Raw genomic sequence first — 15,221 nt, 5'->3', positions numbered from 1 at the left:
TGTGGGGTTTGGGGCCGGGGGGGTGGGTTGCCCCTCCCCCCCCCGGGCTGGGGGCCGCGCCCCCGCCTGGGGCGGCGACGGCGAGGAGCAGGGAACCGGCGGTCCAGGTGGTGAGTTCCTCGGGCCAGATCGCCTGGTCCTCGAAGACGAAACCCGTCCAGTACAGGCCGGTCCTCGGATCGCGCAGGTGCTGGATGGACTGGAGGATCTCCAGGGCCCGGTCGGACTCGCCCACCGCCCAGAGCGCGAGGGCGAGTTCGGCGGACTCGCCGCCGGTCACCCACGGGTTGGGGACCACGCAGCGGACCCCGAACCCGGGGACCACGAAGCGGTCCCAGCCCTCCTCTATACGGGACTTGGCCTCGGCGCCGGTCAACGCGCCCCCGAGCACCGGGTAGTACCAGTCCATCGAGTAGCGGTCCTTGTCGAGGAACCGCTCCGGGTGCCGGCGGATCGCATGGCGCAGCGCGCCGACCGCCAACTCCCAGTCGGGCTGCACCTCTTCACGCTGCTCGGCGATGGCGAGCGCACAGCGCAGCGCGTGGTGGACGGACGAACTGCCGGTCAGCAGCGCGTCGTTCACCGCCGTACCGTCGTCCTCGCGCTTCCAGCCGATCTCGCCGCCCGGCTGCTGCAGCCGCAGCACGAACTCCACGGCCGCGTACACGGCGGGCCACATCCGGTCCAGGAACGTGTCGTCGCCGGTCGCGAGGTAGTGGTGCCAGACGCCGACCGCGATGTACGCGACGAAGTTCGTCTCGCGGCCGCGGTCCGTGACATCGGCGAAGTCGCCGTCCGCGTACGCCGCGTACCAGGAACCGTCCTCGTTCTGGTGCCGCAGAAGCCACTCGTACGCCCGCTCGGCGGCCGCGTGCTCGCCCGCCGCGTCGAGCGCCATCGCGGCCTCGGTGTGGTCCCAGGGGTCGAGGTGGTGCCCGCGGAACCACGGGATGGCGCCGTCCGGGCGCTGCACCGCGAGGATGCCGCGCACCGTGGCGCCGGCCTGCTCCGCGGTGAGGACCCCGGGCAGCACGAGGTGCTCTGTGCGGGGGGTGGTCACGAAGCGTCCGCCGCGAGGTCGGAGGGCAGGTGCGGCTTGGTCGCGTACGCCACGAAGCTCTTGCCGATCAGCGGGTTCAGCGCCTGTTCGGCGACCCTCGTCGCGAGGGGTTTCTTCATGATGTCCCAGACCAGGAGCTTGTGGTACGCCCGCACGGGCAGCGCCTTGTCGTTGTCGACGCCGAACGCGCACTTCAGCCACCAGTACGGGGAGTGCAGCGCGTGGGCGTGATGCGTGCCGTACGGCTTGAGGCCCGCCTCACGGATCTTGCCGAGCAGCTCGTCCGCCTTGTAGATGCGGATGTGGCCGCCCTCGACCTCGTGGTAGGCGTCCGAGAGCGTCCAGCAGACCTTCTCGGGGCCGTAGCGCGGGACGGTGATCGCGATGCGGCCGCCGGGCCGGAGCACCCGGACCATCTCGGCGAGTACGCCCTTGTCGTCGGGGATGTGCTCCATGACCTCGGAGATGATCACGACGTCGAAGGACTCGTCGGGGAAGGGCAGTGCGAGGGCGTCGCCCTCCATGGCCGTGGCGGTGGCCCCGGCCGGCGCCTCGCCCGCCTCCTTCATCGCCGCGAACCACTTGGCGACCTCGCGGATCTCCTCCCCGTTCTGGTCGAGCGCCACGACCTGGGCGCCGCGCCGGTAGCACTCGAACGCGTGCCGACCGGCACCGCAGCCGAGGTCCAGGACGCGGTCGCCCGGGGCGAGCGGGAACCGGGAGAAGTCGACGGTCAGCACGTGGCCCTGCTTTCGCGATAGACGCTTGTGGCGGCCGCGGGGCGGCCGGGGTTGTGGACTGCGGAGCTGTCGGGGCCCGCCTCGGAGGGGCTCTCGGGTCCGGAGGGGCTCGGGGGCGCGGGGCGGCTCGGGGCTCCGTCCGCGGCGCGGGCCATCGCTTCGCGGTAGTGGGCCACCGTGCCCTCGGCCGCCTTGGCCCAGGTGAAGCGGGCCAGTACCCGCTTGCGCCCGGCGGTGCCGAGTCGCGCGCGCAGCCCGGGGTCGCCGAGGAGCCGGCTCAGCGCGGCGGCCAGGGCTCCGGCGTCGCCCGGCGGTACGGCGAGGCAGGTCTCCCCGTCGGGGCCCGCGACCTCCGGGATCGCCCCGCCGGTGGTGGCCACGAGCGGCGTGCCGGTGGCCATCGCCTCGGCGGCGGGGAGGGAGAAGCCCTCGTACAGGGACGGCACGCAGGCGACCTCGGCCGAGCGCACCAGGTCGACGAGCTCGGCGTCGGAGATCCCCTTGACGAACTCGACGGCGCCTTCGAGGCCGTAGCGCTCTATGGCCTGGGCGACCGGCCCGTCCTCGGCGCGCTTGCCGACGACGACGAGGTGTGCGCCGGGGTGTTCGGTGCGCACCTTCGCGAGCGCCTCGACGAGGAAGACGAGCCCCTTGAGCGGCACGTCGGCGCTGGAGGTGGTGACGACCCTGCCCGGAATCTGCGGGACGGCCGGATCGGGCGAGAAAAGGTCGGTGTCGGCGCCGATGTGCACGACGTGGATGCGTCCATCGCGTACGCCGAGATGCTCGACGATCTCCTGGCGGGAGGTGCCGGAGACGGTGAGGACGGAGGGCAGGCGGCGCGCGACGCGCTTCTGCATACGGGTGAAGGAGTACCAGCGTCGTTTGGACCACCGCTGGCCCCAGCCCTGCGCGGCGTCCAGCTCCAACTGCCGGTCCACGGTTATGGGATGGTGAATGGTGGTGACCAGCGGCGCGCCGACGTCGCCCAACAGGCCGTAGCCGAGCGTCTGGTTGTCGTGCACGACGTCGAACTCGCCGCGGCGGGCGCGCAGATGGCGGCGGGCGCGCAGCGAGAAGGTCAGCGGCTCGGGGAAGCCGCCGGTCCACATCGTGCCGACTTCGAGGGCGTCGATCCAGTCCCGGTACTCGTCGCGCTTCGGGGTGCGAAAGGGGTCGGACTGGCGGTACAGGTCGAGGCTGGGCAGTTCGGTGAGGGAGAGCCCGGGCAGGCCTTCGCCCTCGTCGAGGACGGGGTACGGCTGGGAGCCGATGACCTCGACGCGGTGGCCGAGGCGGACGAGTTCGCGCGAGAGGTGCCGTATGTAGACGCCCTGACCGCCGCAGAAGGGGTCGCCTCGGTAAGTGAGGAGCGCGATGTCGAGCGGTCGCTCGCCGTCGGCGGCGGAGTCCTCCCGAGGACCCGCCTCTCTGGCCTCAGCGGTCACTCCGGGCCCCTCTCTCCCTGCGTTTTCCCGCGAGATTACGCCGGGACGGTAATCTAGAACAAGTTTCAGACTTGATCGTCCAAGAGGCTCTGAATCTACCGGCAGGTAGGACCACTGTGAGCGGTGGATCAGGTGATTCACGCCACGGCCGACACCCTGTCATGCTGTCTGATCGCCCGCCTCACCGAGTGCCACGGAACGGGACCCATGCCTGCGGAAGTCAAGGTGGAAGCAAGCGCCGGCTCCAGTGCCGCGCGCCCTGCCTCGCCGCCCCTCACGGAGCGGCAGGAGGCGCGCCGCCGGCGCATCCTGCACGCGAGCGCCCAACTGGCCAGCAGGGGCGGCTTCGACGCGGTGCAGATGCGCGAGGTCGCGGAGTCCTCGCAGGTCGCGCTCGGCACGCTCTACCGCTACTTCCCCTCGAAGGTGCACCTGCTGGTCGCCACCATGCAGGACCAGCTGGAGCACATGCACGGCACCCTGCGCAAGAAGCCGCCGACGGGCGACACGGCGGCGGAGCGCGTCGCCGAGACCCTGATGCGGGCCTTCCGCGCCCTGCAGCGCGAGCCGCACCTCGCCGACGCCATGGTCCGCGCGCTCACGTTCGCGGACCGCAGCGTCAGCCCCGAGGTCGACCAGGTGTCCCGCCAGACGACGGTGATCATCCTGGACGCGATGGGGCTGGCCGACCCCACCCCCGCCCAGCTCTCCGCGGTCCGCGTCATCGAGCACACCTGGCACTCGGCCCTCATCACCTGGCTCTCCGGCCGCGCCTCCATCGCCCAGGTCAAGATCGACATCGAAACGGTCTGCCGGTTGATCGACCTGACGGACCCGTCCGCCGGGGGCACGTCCCGTGGCTGAGGCCCCCGACGCCGAGACCGCCTGGCGGTGGCTCCTGGAGCGCAGACCGGGCACCCGGGGCCACTACGGCGGCGAGGAGCTGTTCGCCATCGCCGCGGCCGCCCACGCCGAGCCGCGCCTGCGCGTCCTGTACCCCTTCCCGAGCCACGGCACGCTGAAGTTGCTGCGCAGCGGCCCTCCGTTCGACGGGACACACCGGGACGACCTGCCGTACGTCATCTGCGACGGACCGCCGTACAAGGTGAACGCGATCCACCGCGGCCTCCTGGGGGAGGCCGCGACACCTCGCGAAGCGGCGGCGCTGGTGGTGGCCCACCTGCCCCCGGACGTGTGATCGCACACGAACGACCCACAAGACGGGTTCCCTTCGCCGGCATGGTCCGTTCTCAAGACTCATCCGGCGGGAACACCGGCTCCCCGCTCCCCAGCAGCGTGATCACGATGGCCTCCACCGGGCAGCCCTCCGCCGCCTCCAGGACCTTTTCGTGGGCGTCGGTGTCCGGGGCGACAGGGTGGGACTGCATGCCGGAGTCGAGGCGGAAGGACTCCGGTGCGAGGTGGACGCACTGAGCCGAGCCGATACAGAGGGAACGGTCGACGTCCACGTGCCAGCGGTCGCCCATGGCCGCTCAGCCCTCCCAGCCGGCCGGCAGGTGGATCATCTTGTGCTCCAGGAACTCGCCGTAGCCCTCGGGGCCGAACTCCCGGCCCAGGCCCGAGTTCTTGTAGCCGCCGAAGGGGCCGAGCATGTCGAGGCTGAAGGTGTTGACGGAGTACGTGCCGGTGCGGACCTGCCGGGCGACGTCGATGCCGTGCGCGACGTCCGCGGTCCAGACGCTGCCGCTGAGGCCGTAGTCGGAGTCGTTGGCGATCTTCACGGCCTCGGTCTCGTCGCCGTAGGGCAGCAGGCAGATGACCGGGCCGAAGATCTCCTCGCGGGCGATCCGCATGGAGTTGTCGACGTCTCCGAAGAGGGTCGGTTCGACGTACCAGCCGCGGTCCAGTCCGGGCGGACGACCGCCGCCCGTGAGGATCTTGGCGCCCTCCTCCTGGCCGATGCGTATGTAGTCGAGGTTGCGCTGCTGCTGGCGCCTGGCGACCAGCGGGCCGACCTGGGTGGCCGGGTCGAGGGGATCGCCGACCACGAGCGCACTCGCCGCCGTGGCGAAGGCGTCCGCGAACTCGTCGTAGCGCGAGCGCGGGAGAAGGATGCGGGTCTGGGCGACGCACGCCTGGCCGTTGTTCATCCAGGCCGCCGAGACGATCCCGGGGACCGCCGTGGCGAGGTCCGCGTCGGGCAGCACCACGGCCGCCGACTTTCCGCCCAACTCCAGTGTCACGCGCGTGAGGTTGCGGGAGGCGACCTCCATCACGCGTTTGCCGGCCGCGACCGATCCGGTGAAGGAGACCTTGTCGACGTCCGGGTGCCCGACCAGGTACTCGCTGACCTCGCGGTCCGCCGGGAGGATCGACAGCACGCCCTCAGGCAGCCCGGCCTCGCGGGTGATCTCGGCGAGGATGTACGCGTCCAGCGGCGACTCGGGCGAGGGCTTGAGCACCACCGTGCAGCCGGTCAGCAGCGCGGGTGCGAGCTTGGCCGCGGCCACGAACTGCGGGACGTTCCAGGGGACTACGGCCGCGACCACACCCACCGGCTCCCGGCGTACCAGGATCTTCCCGAGGACTCCGTCGCGCGTCTGCTCGTAGGTGTAGTCCCGCGCGACCGTGATCGCCGCGTCCCACACCATCATCGCGCCGAGCGCCTGGGCGAGGACGCTCCAGGAGTACGGCGACCCGTTCTCGGAGGAGATGACGCGGGCGATCTCCTCGTGGCGTACGGCGATCGCGTCCTTGATCCGGGTGACGACCGCGATCCGCTCGTCGAGGGTCATCCGGGGCCAGGGGCCCTCGTCGAACGCCTTGCGTGCGGCGGCGACCGCCCGGTCCACGTCGCCCGTCGAGGCGTGCGGCACCCGCCCGATGACCTCCTCGGTGTGCGGCGAGATCACCTCGATGACGTCCTTGCCGAGGGGGTCCGCCAACTCCCCGCCGATGAACAGCTGTTCGTGTTCCACGAGCTCGGTCATGGCGACTGCCTCCCGGGGGCCGTTCTCCGGCCATCTGCGGCCTTCTCTGACGATCCATCAGATACGAAGCTTGATACCAGCTCCGGCCGACGGAGTCCACGGGTGGGACGGGGCCCGGAAGGTCGTCTTGGGCTACTGTCGAAACCTGTTCTAGTTAGAGTGGCCGGAAGGCACGGCCGGACGACGGCGATTGGGGAGCCCATGACTCAGGTGTCCGATCACGGCGGGGGCGTACGGTCCCTGCGGGTCCCCATCCCGGACAATCCCCTCGGCTTCACCCTCGTGTACGTCGTCGACACCGACCGGGGTCCGGTACTGATCGACACCGGCTGGGACGACCCGGCGTCCTGGGACGCCCTCGTCGAAGGGCTCACCGCATGCGGGACGTCCGTCGCCGAGATCCACGGGGTCGTCATCACCCACCACCACCCCGACCACCACGGGCTGTCGGCCAAGGTGCGGGACGCCTCGGGCGCGTGGATCGCGATGCACGCCGCCGACATCGCCATCGTGCGGCGCACCCGGGAGAACCGGCCCGAGCGCTGGTTCGCCTACATGGCAGCCAAGCTGGCCGCGGCCGGCGCGCCCGAGGAGCACGTGGCGCCGCTGCGCAGCGCCCGCGACCGCCCGCGCGCCCTTCCCGGCTTCTCCCCCGCGCTCCCCGACCGCGAGATCGTCCCCGGCGAACTCCTCGCGCTGCCCGGCCGCCGGCTGCGCGCGATCTGGACTCCCGGCCACACGCCCGGCCACGTCTGCCTCCACCTGGAAGAGGCCCATCCGGCCCGGCTCACGGGCAACGGACGCCTGTTCTCCGGCGACCACCTCCTGCCGCGGATCACTCCGCACATCGGCCTCTACGAGGACCCGGACGACACCACGGTCACCGACCCCCTCGGCGACTATCTCGACTCCCTGGAGCGCGTCGGCCGCCTCGGCCCCGCCGAAGTCCTTCCCGCACACCAGCACGCGTTCACGGACGCGCCCGCGCGCGTACGGGAGTTGCTCGCCCACCACGAGGAACGGCTCACCGGGCTGCTGGGCCTGCTCGCCGAGCCGCTCACCGCCTGGCAGCTCGCCGAGCGCATGGAGTGGAACCGGCCCTGGGAGCAAATCCCCTACGGATCAAGGAACATCGCGGTGTCCGAGGCCGAGGCCCATGTGCGGCGGCTGGTCAAGCTGGGGCGGGCGGAGGCGGTGACGGGGAGCGATCCGGTGACGTACGTGGCCGTGTGAGGGACCTACGGGGCCGTACGTCCCCGCGGCCCTCGCGTCACCGGCCGTTCGCCGCGTAGTGCAGCCCCTCCTCGTACGGCATCGCGAGGCCCTCGACGTACGCCTTCTCGTAGGCCTCGTCGCCGATCTCCGCACGGACGCGGAGTTCATGGATGCGGCGGCCGGCGATCAGGTCGGGCGAGTTCATCTGGGCGCGTCCGGTGAGTTCCCAGACGCACTGGCCGATGCCGAGGAGGCGGGCCGCGCGGTGGCCGTCACCGGCCGCGACGACCGCGCCGGCGAGGACCTCCAGGGACAACGCCACCCCCACGGTGTTGTGCAGCAGCCCGTGCCCGGCGAGAGCGGTACGGGCATTGCGCACCGCCGCGCCGACGTCGCCGCGGGCCAGGTCGGCCTGCGCCACGAAGCAGTCGGCGAAGGCACCCGCCCAGCACTCGCCGTGATCCGCGCTGGACCGCCGCACCTCGTCGGCGACGGTGCGCGCCTCGTCGTGGTCACCGCGCAGCAGATACGCGAAGGAGAGCGCGAGACGCACCTGAAGCTGGGCGGCTCCGAGCCCGTCGTCCCGGACCGGCAGCCTGGGTGCCGCGCCGAGCACCTCGATCGCTTCGGACAGCCGCCCGCTCAGGGCGAGTTGACCGCCCGTGATGTACGTGGCGGCCACCACGGCCACCGCGTCGCCCTGCTCCTTCGCCGCGTCCGCGCACCGCACCGCCCAGCCGACCGCGACGTCCAGGTCACCCTGGAGCAGTGCCACCGCGCCCCGCGCCCACAGCGCGCGGGTGCGGTCGGGGCCGGGGGCCGGGTCGGCGGCGAGCGCCAGGTCGAGGCAGTGCTGGGCGTCGCGCAGATAGCCGCAGTGGCGCCACAGGAAGCCGACGTCGGCCGCCATTTCCAGGGTGGTGGGGGCGCCGGGCCGGGTGAGCGCGCAGTCCATGGCGGCGCGGAGGTTGGCGTTCTCGGTGAGCGTGCGCTCGCACCACGCCACCTGGCGTCCGGTGTTCCACTCGGCGCAGCCCTCGCGGGCGAGACGCCGGTAGTAGTCGCGATGGCGCAGCCGCACGGCGTGTTCCTCGCCGAGCGCACGCAGCCAGTCGGCGCCGAACTCCCGTACGGTGTCGAGGAGTCGGAAGCGGCCCGGCTCGGTGCGGTGGCGCAGCACGATCGACTGCTCGACGAGGCGTGCGAGCAGGCCCTCGATCCGCGTCGCCGGCAGCGGGCCCCCCGCGCAGACCTCCTCGGCGGCGTCCGGGCAGAAGCCGCCCGCGAACACCGAGAGCCTGGCCCACAGCAACCGCTCCAGCGGCGCGCACAGTTCGTGGCTCCAGCCGATGGTGGTCCGCAGGGTGCGGTGGCGCGCGGGCCCCGGCTCGTCGTGCGCGTCGAGGTCGTCCGAGGTGAGCAGGTCGAGCGGAGAGGGCAGGCGTTCGCCGAGGCGGGCGTGCAGCTGGGCGAGGGAGAGTTCGCAGAGGCGGGCCGCGGCGAGTTCGAGGGCGAGCGGGATGCCGTCGAGGCGGCGGCAGACGGCCTTCACGGTGTCGCGGTTGCCGTCGTCCAGGACGAAGCCGGGGGCCGCGGCGGCGGCGCGGTCGGTGAACAGGGCCACGGCGTCGTCGGCGACCGGCAGCGGGTCGAGGCGCAGCACCCACTCGCCCGGCAGCCCGAGCGGTTCGCGGCTCGTGACGAGGACGCGCAGTCCGGGCAGGATCGGCAGCAGCGTCTCGGCCAGCGCCACGCAGTCCGCCAGGACGTGCTCGCAGGAGTCGAGAATCAGCAACAGCCGTTTGCCCTCGGCCCATTCGGCCAGCACCTCGGTGACCGATCGCGTCGACTGGTCGGCGAGCCGCAGCGCCTCGACGACGGCCAGGCCGACCAGGCCCGCCGTGTGCAGCGGGGAGAGCTCCACCAGCCAGACTCCGTCGGGGTAGGCGTCCCGGACCCGGCCCGCGGCACGCAGCGCGAGCCGCGTCTTGCCGACCCCGCCGGCCCCGACCAGCCCCACCAACCGATGGACACCCGAGCCCGGGTCCAACTCCTTGTCCAGCCAGTCGAGTTCGTCCCGTCGCCCGATGAAGCTGCGCGGGTCGGCGGGCAGGTTGCCGGGGTTGCCCGGTCGGCCACCGGTCGTCTTGTCGGACACAGGGACCAGTGTGGTCGGATCGCCCCCACTCGATGCCCAAGTCCCGCAACTCGGACACAAAGGCGGCGCGGCCTCGTCATTTCCGGGCACATTTCGATGAGATGCGATCAACACGCTGTTGGTGAAGGTGCGGAGGGAAATAGTCGGCGATCGTCGGGAGATGGCCGAAAGGGATCAGGGGCAGGGGATGACCGCCATGAACAGGGGCGGCAGAAGCGGGAAGGGCGTGGCGGTCGCCAAGCGCAGAGGTGCGGGGACGGAAACGGGTGCGGGGACGAGCACCGGTGCGGGGCCGGGCCCGGGCGGCAGCGGGGCGGGTCGCGCGGAGCGTCGTACGGACCCCGCTTCCACCGCCCCGGCGGCCGGACGGCGCGAAGTGCGGCTGCTGCTGGCACCCCTGGCCGCCTGTCTGGTGATCGCCGCGCCCGTGGTTCTGCTCGACTCCGTTCCGCCGCTGGTCATGCTGCTGCTCATCGGCCCGCTGCTGGCCTGCGTGCGGCTCGGAGTGCGGCACACGCTTGTGGTCTGCTGCTGGTCCGCGGCGCTCGGCCTGCTGATGGGCTGGGGTGACGGCACGCTGCTGACCGGGACCTTCGTCGTCGACTGGAGCTGGCTGCTGTTCGGCTGCGCGCTCACCGTGTACACGGCCCGGCAGCGCGACCGCCTCACCCGGACGCTGGCACACGTCCGCGAGGTCGCCCGGGTCACCCAGGAGGTGATCCTGCGGCCCGTCTCCCGCACCCTGGAGGGGACCCGAGTGTGCACCCGCTACTACAGCGCGGTGCGGGAGTCGGCGGTCGGCGGCGACCTCTACGACGTCGCGGTGACGCCGTACGGACTGCGGGTGCTCGTCGGCGACGTACGCGGTCATGGTCTGGAGGCCCTGCGCCTGACCGCCGAGACGATCGCCGGGTTCCGCGAACTCGCCTACACGACAGCCGACTTGACGACACTCGTCGACCGCCTCGACGCACGACTGGGCCCGGACCTGGGCCCCGAGGACTTCGTCACGGCGCTGCTCGCCGAGTTCGCGCCCGGTGAGGTGCGGCTGGTCAACTGCGGCCACCCGGCACCCCTGCGCGCCGGCCACCGTATCGAGCTGCTCGAACCCTCCTGCTCCACAACGCCGTTGGGACTCTCCCCCGACCCGCGGCAGTACCGCGTACGCCTCCAGCCCGGCGACCGCCTCCTCCTCTACACCGACGGGCTGGCCGAGGCCCGAGACCCGACGGGCGCGCCGTTCCCGCTCCTGGGCGAGGCCGCGCTCGCCCTGCGCGAACCGCTCCCCGAGGACGCCCTGCACTCCCTGTACGCCCGGCTGGTCGCCCACACCGGCGCCTCCCCCGCCGACGACGTGGCCCTGGTGCTGTGCCAGCCCACGGACCGCAGGGCCGCGGCGCACGCACAGGTTCCGTGACGCCGCACCGCTCGAAGCTGGTCGAAGTGAACCTCACCGGCGCCGTACCGATGATTCCGTGTGTCCGCGGAAGTCACCCCTGTGACCGCATCGCCCGAAAGCCGGAAGGTGGACCGATGAGCAGCCTGCACGACCTCCTCACCACATACGTCGACAAGGGCACGGTGCCGGGAGCGGTGGGCCTGGTGGCCCGCGGCGACCGGGTCGAGGTGCGGGCCGTCGGGTCCGTGGACGTCGACGGCACCGCCCCGATGGCCAGGGACACGATCTTCCGCATCGCCTCGATCACCAAGCCGGTCACCGCGGCGGCGGTCATGATGCTGGTCGACGAGGGCCGGATCGCGCTGGAGGACCCGGTCGACGCGTGGCTGCCGGAACTGGCGAAGCCGATGGCCGTACGGACGCCGACGAGCCCGGTCGACGACCTGGTCCCGGCCACCCGGCCGATCACCGTGGCCGACCTGCTCTCCTCCCGTACCGGCTGGGGCTTCCCGTCCGACTTCTCGCTCCCGGCGGTCCAGCGGCTCTTCACCGTGCAGAAGGACGGCCGCGAGCCGCAGGCCTACCCGCCGCCGGACGCCTGGCTGACCGACCTGGCCCGCGTCCCGCTGCTCCACCAGCCCGGCGAGGCCTGGCTGTACGGCACCTCGTCCGACCTCCAGGGCATCCTGGTCAGCAGGGTCGCGGACCGACCGCTCCCGGAGTTCCTGGCCGAGCGGATCTTCGAGCCGCTCGGCATGAACGACACGGACTTCGAGGTACCGGCCGCCAAGCGCCACCGATTCACCAGCGCCTACCGGCCCGCCCCCGGCGGCGGCCTCGAACTGGCCGACACCCCCGACGGACAGTGGGCCGCCGTGCCTGCCTTCCCGTCCGGAGGCGGCGGCCTCGTCTCGACCGCCGACGACTGGCTGGCCTTCGCCCGGCTCCTGCTCGCCGAGGGCACCACGGGCGACCGGCGTCTGCTGTCCGCCGCCGCGGTGCGCCGGATGACCACCGACCACCTCACCCCCGCCCAGCGCGAGATCGGCTCCCTCTTCCTGGAGGGCCAGGGCTGGGGCTACGGCGCCGCCGTCGACATCGAGCCCACCAGCCCCTGGAACGTGCCGGGCCGTTACGGCTGGACCGGCGGCACCGGAACGACGGGCCACATCATCCCGTCCACGAACACGGTCACCCTCCTGCTCACCCAGGTGGCCATGGAGAGCCCGGCGCCCCCGCCCGTGATGCGCGACTTCTGGCGCTGCACGGCAGACCCGCGGGCCTAGGGGCCCCTAGACGAGCAAGGTACGGATCAGCTCCTCGGCCGCACCCAGGGCCTCGACCTCGGCCGGGCTCATGGTGGGGTTGGCCGCCCGCCGTCTCCGTGCCTGGACGAGACCCTCCTCCGTCATCGCGGAGGGGGCCTGCTCGTCGGTGAGCAGCGCCGTCAGGACGGACCGCGCCATCGCCGCCCGGGACTCGAAACCGGTGAGTCCGCCGACGGCGACCTGGGCCACGATCACGGCGGACATGCCCCAGTCGAGGCCGGGCGGCCCCTCCTCGGCGGTGTTCCAGTCGATGACCTTCGGACCGTCGGAGGTGAGGATCACGTTCTCCGGGTGCAGGTCCAGGTGCAGTACGCGGACCTCGGGGTCCTGGCCGACCCGGGCCGGCACGGCGTGCAGGTCGCGCAGGAGTCGGGCGAGAAGGGCGCCGGCCTCGCGCGGGCCGAGCAGGCCGGCCGCGAAGGCCTCCAGCATCGTCGGCCCGGACAACCGCTCCATCACCAGGTCCGACCGCGTCACCGCCCGCACGCACGGCACGGGATAGCCGTGACCGCGTACATGCTCCATGACCTCGGCCTCGGCGGCCGCGTCCCCGTACTCGCCCCGGTAGCGGCGCAGCACCCACGCCCCGTCGCCCCCGGACGCCAACTCGCCCTCGTACTCGTACACATCGGCCGTACGCCCCGAGCCGAGCAGCCGTCCCGTGCTTCCTGCGCTCCCCGTTCCCATGGCCCGAACCTACCGGGACGCACAGGCGGCCCTCAGCCGGTTGTGTACGGGCCGGTAGAGTGAGCGCGTCGTCATCACGCCCGTACGGGGGGAAGCCGGTGCAATTCCGGCGCTGACCCCGCAACCGTCATCCGCCCGCACCGCGGTCGGTGAGCCGGACTGCCCCGCACGGGACGTGACCGGCTCGCGCCACCGGCAGCCCGCCGGTGGCCGGCACCGTCGAGGCATACGGAGCCGGAGCCGCCCGGGGTGTCCCGTGCTGCCCGGCTCCTCGCATGCCGAAGGGGCCCGCCGACCAGCACAGAGAGGCACCCGCCGATCATGAATGTCCGCCGCACCGCCGCGGTCCTGGCCGCCACCGCCGTGATCGCCGCGGCGTGCGCGCCCGCCGCCCTCGCCGACGACAAGTCCCCGTCGGCGGCGCCCTCGCAGGCGATCCCGTCCGGCCTGTACGGGTCCACCGACCCCAGCTATGACGGTGTCTGGCGGCAGTCGCTGGCCCTGCTCGCCCAGCACACCGTGGGCGAGAAGCCCGCCGCCAAGGCCGTGGACTGGCTGACCGGGCAGCAGTGCGAGAGCGGGGCCTTCGCCGCCTACCGCGCCGACGCGAGCGCCAAGTGCGACGCCAAGACGATGGTCGACACGAACAGCACGGCCGCCGCGGTGCAGGCCCTGGAGGCGCTGGGCGGCCACGACTCCGTGACCGGCGCGGCCGTGAAGTGGCTGAAGTCCGTGCAGAACAAGGACGGTGGCTGGGGCTACACCCCGGGCGGCGCGAGCGACGCGAACTCGACGGCCGTGGTGATCGGCGCGCTGACCGCCGGCGGCACCGACCCGAAGGAGGTCCCGTCGAAGGACGACAAGACGCCCTACGACGCCCTCCTCACCTTCTCCCTCCCCTGTGACGGGGACGGCGGCGGCGCCTTCGCCTACCAGCCCGACAAGAAGGGCGGGCTCGCGGCGAACGCCGACGCGACGGCGGCCGCGGTGACCGGCGCGCTCGGCAAGGGCTTCGCCGGTGACGACGTGAAGCCGGCCGGCGACCCGGCGTGCAAGAGCGGCGACAGCCTCGACGCCGCGCAGGCCGCCGGTAACGGCGCCGCGTACCTCACCGGAGTGCTGGCCAAGGACAAGTACCTCAAGTCCGCCCTGGCAGGCGCCAAGGACCAGCCCGACTACGGCAACACGGCGGACGCGGTGGTCGCGCTGTCGACCGCGGGCCACGGGGACAAGGCCGCCGACGCGCTGCGCTGGCTGGAGAAGAACTCCGGCGCCTGGGCGGCCAAGTCCGGCCCGGCCGCGTACGCCCAGCTGATCTTCGCCGCGAAGGCCGGCGGCGTCGACCCGCGCGCCTTCGGCGGTGCCGACCTCGTCAAGCAGTTGAACGCGACCGGCCCGGCGACCGAGGTCTCCGACCACTCCGCGGCCCCGAGCGCCGAGCAGGACGACAAGAAGGACGACGGCAGCGGGCTCGGTGTCTGGTGGATCGTCGGCGTCGGCCTGGTCGCCGGCATCGGCGTCGGCTTCCTGTTCAGCGGTCGCAACAAGAAGCAGCGGCTGTGACCCGCCGTCGGACGCCCGCACCGGTTCTGCCCGTCCTGCTGGGTCTGCTGCTCCTCGTCGTCGGCGCGGGTCAGGCCCAGGCCGTCGGCTACCGCTACTGGTCGTTCTGGGACCTGACCGGCGGCACGTGGACGTACGCGACGCAGGGCCCGTCGACCGCGCGGCCGTCCGACGGCGACGTCCAGGGCTTCCGCTTCTCGGTGAGCGAGGACTCCCAGGACTCCGCGAAGCCGCGCGGCACCGCCCGCTTCGCCTCGATCTGCGCCAGGACCCCGGCGCGGGACGGCGAGAAGCGGGTGGCGCTCGTCCTCGACTTCGGCACCACCGCCGATGCACCGAACGGCGAGACGCCGCCCCGGCCACGTACGGCCTGCGCCCGTGTCCCGTCCGACGCGACGTCCGCGGACGCCCTCGCCGCGGTCGCCAAGCCCCTGCGCTACGACAGCAACGCCCTCCTGTGCGCCATCGCGGGCTACCCGCGGACGGGCTGCGGCGAACAGGTCTCGTCCCGCGACAGCACCAAGGCCTCCGCAGCGGAGACCGCGACGCCCCAGCCGCACTCCTCCTCCCCGGCCCACCACGGCCCGTCGGCCGGCCTGCTGGCGGGCCTGGCCGCCGTGGCCGCCCTGGGCGTGGCGGCGGTCTGGCAGGCACGGCGCCGCAGGGGCTGAG

14 protein-coding genes and 1 riboswitch are annotated in these 15,221 nt (G+C 72.7%); of the genes, 7 read left to right on the top strand and 7 right to left on the bottom strand.

The features are described 5' to 3' along the window. The 3 genes from ABZS97_RS31175 to ABZS97_RS31165 all read right to left on the bottom strand — a co-directional run. Positions 1-1,060: prenyltransferase/squalene oxidase repeat-containing protein (locus ABZS97_RS31175; RefSeq protein ID WP_356143051.1), on the bottom strand; the 1,060-nt coding region annotated here is incomplete at its 3' end. Then, positions 1,057-1,800 (bottom strand): class I SAM-dependent methyltransferase, encoded by a 744-nt coding sequence (locus ABZS97_RS31170; protein WP_356143049.1) that lies wholly within the window; start codon positions 1,798-1,800, stop codon positions 1,057-1,059. The genes ABZS97_RS31175 and ABZS97_RS31170, both read right to left, overlap by 4 nt. Next, positions 1,794-3,248 (bottom strand): glycosyltransferase family 4 protein, encoded by a 1,455-nt coding sequence (locus ABZS97_RS31165; RefSeq protein WP_356143047.1) that lies wholly within the window; start codon positions 3,246-3,248, stop codon positions 1,794-1,796. The genes ABZS97_RS31170 and ABZS97_RS31165 overlap by 7 nt, the downstream gene beginning before the upstream one ends. A gap of 207 nt (positions 3,249-3,455) precedes the next feature. Here ABZS97_RS31165 and ABZS97_RS31160 point away from each other — a divergent pair, with 207 nt between their 5' ends. Both ABZS97_RS31160 and ABZS97_RS31155 read left to right on the top strand, forming a co-directional pair. Continuing rightward, positions 3,456-4,112, top strand: coding sequence for a TetR family transcriptional regulator (locus ABZS97_RS31160; RefSeq protein WP_356143045.1), 657 nt, complete (start codon positions 3,456-3,458; stop codon positions 4,110-4,112). Beyond that, entirely contained in the window at positions 4,105-4,446 is a 342-nt protein-coding gene (locus ABZS97_RS31155) for a DUF6193 family natural product biosynthesis protein (RefSeq protein ID WP_356143043.1), read from the top strand. Before ABZS97_RS31160 ends, ABZS97_RS31155 begins: the two co-directional genes overlap by 8 nt. 52 nt (positions 4,447-4,498) lie before the next feature. Here the strand turns inward: ABZS97_RS31155 and ABZS97_RS31150 are convergent, their stop codons facing one another. Together ABZS97_RS31150 and ABZS97_RS31145 are read right to left on the bottom strand one after the other, a co-directional pair. Beyond that, entirely contained in the window at positions 4,499-4,735 is a 237-nt protein-coding gene (locus tag ABZS97_RS31150; RefSeq protein WP_356143041.1) for a ferredoxin, read from the bottom strand. Positions 4,736-4,741: 6 nt separating this feature from the next. Further along, a complete protein-coding gene (locus tag ABZS97_RS31145) occupies positions 4,742-6,199 on the bottom strand; it encodes an aldehyde dehydrogenase (RefSeq protein WP_356143039.1) in 1,458 nt (485 codons plus the stop codon). A gap of 201 nt (positions 6,200-6,400) precedes the next feature. On the opposite strand from ABZS97_RS31145, the gene ABZS97_RS31140 reads away from it, so the two are divergent. Then, positions 6,401-7,432, top strand: a complete 1,032-nt coding sequence (locus ABZS97_RS31140) for an MBL fold metallo-hydrolase (protein WP_356143037.1) — start codon at positions 6,401-6,403, stop codon at positions 7,430-7,432. Between the two features lie 37 nt (positions 7,433-7,469). Here the strand turns inward: ABZS97_RS31140 and ABZS97_RS31135 are convergent, their stop codons facing one another. Continuing rightward, positions 7,470-9,572, bottom strand: a complete 2,103-nt coding sequence (locus tag ABZS97_RS31135; RefSeq protein WP_356143035.1) for an NB-ARC domain-containing protein — start codon at positions 9,570-9,572, stop codon at positions 7,470-7,472. Between the two features lie 187 nt (positions 9,573-9,759). On the opposite strand from ABZS97_RS31135, the gene ABZS97_RS31130 reads away from it, so the two are divergent. Both ABZS97_RS31130 and ABZS97_RS31125 read left to right on the top strand, forming a co-directional pair. Then, positions 9,760-10,989: a PP2C family protein-serine/threonine phosphatase gene (locus ABZS97_RS31130; protein WP_356143033.1), complete on the top strand. Its 1,230-nt coding sequence runs from the start codon at positions 9,760-9,762 to the stop codon at positions 10,987-10,989. Between the two features lie 116 nt (positions 10,990-11,105). Then, entirely contained in the window at positions 11,106-12,257 is a 1,152-nt protein-coding gene (locus ABZS97_RS31125; protein WP_356143031.1) for a serine hydrolase domain-containing protein, read from the top strand. A gap of 6 nt (positions 12,258-12,263) precedes the next feature. Here the strand turns inward: ABZS97_RS31125 and ABZS97_RS31120 are convergent, their stop codons facing one another. Continuing rightward, on the bottom strand, positions 12,264-12,986 hold the full coding sequence (locus ABZS97_RS31120) for a phosphotransferase (RefSeq protein WP_356143029.1): 723 nt from the start codon (positions 12,984-12,986) through the stop codon (positions 12,264-12,266). Between the two features lie 88 nt (positions 12,987-13,074). After that, a riboswitch (cobalamin riboswitch) is annotated at positions 13,075-13,151 on the top strand. A 156-nt stretch (positions 13,152-13,307) separates the two neighbouring features. Here ABZS97_RS31120 and ABZS97_RS31115 point away from each other — a divergent pair. After that, positions 13,308-14,549 carry a prenyltransferase/squalene oxidase repeat-containing protein gene (locus ABZS97_RS31115; protein WP_356143027.1) on the top strand — a complete coding sequence of 414 codons (1,242 nt, stop codon included), beginning with the start codon at positions 13,308-13,310 and terminating at the stop codon, positions 14,547-14,549. After that, complete coding sequence (locus ABZS97_RS31110; RefSeq protein WP_356143024.1) at positions 14,546-15,220, top strand: SCO2322 family protein; 675 nt, start codon at positions 14,546-14,548, stop codon at positions 15,218-15,220. The genes ABZS97_RS31115 and ABZS97_RS31110 overlap by 4 nt, the downstream gene beginning before the upstream one ends. The last annotated feature ends 1 nt before the right edge of the window (position 15,221 follow it).

The sequence above is a fragment of the Streptomyces sp. NPDC005485 genome (assembly GCF_040606085.1).
GTDB lineage: Bacteria > Actinomycetota > Actinomycetes > Streptomycetales > Streptomycetaceae > Streptomyces.
The sequence above is the reverse complement of the archived record's forward strand: the minus strand, read 5'-3'. Positions and strand labels throughout refer to the sequence as shown.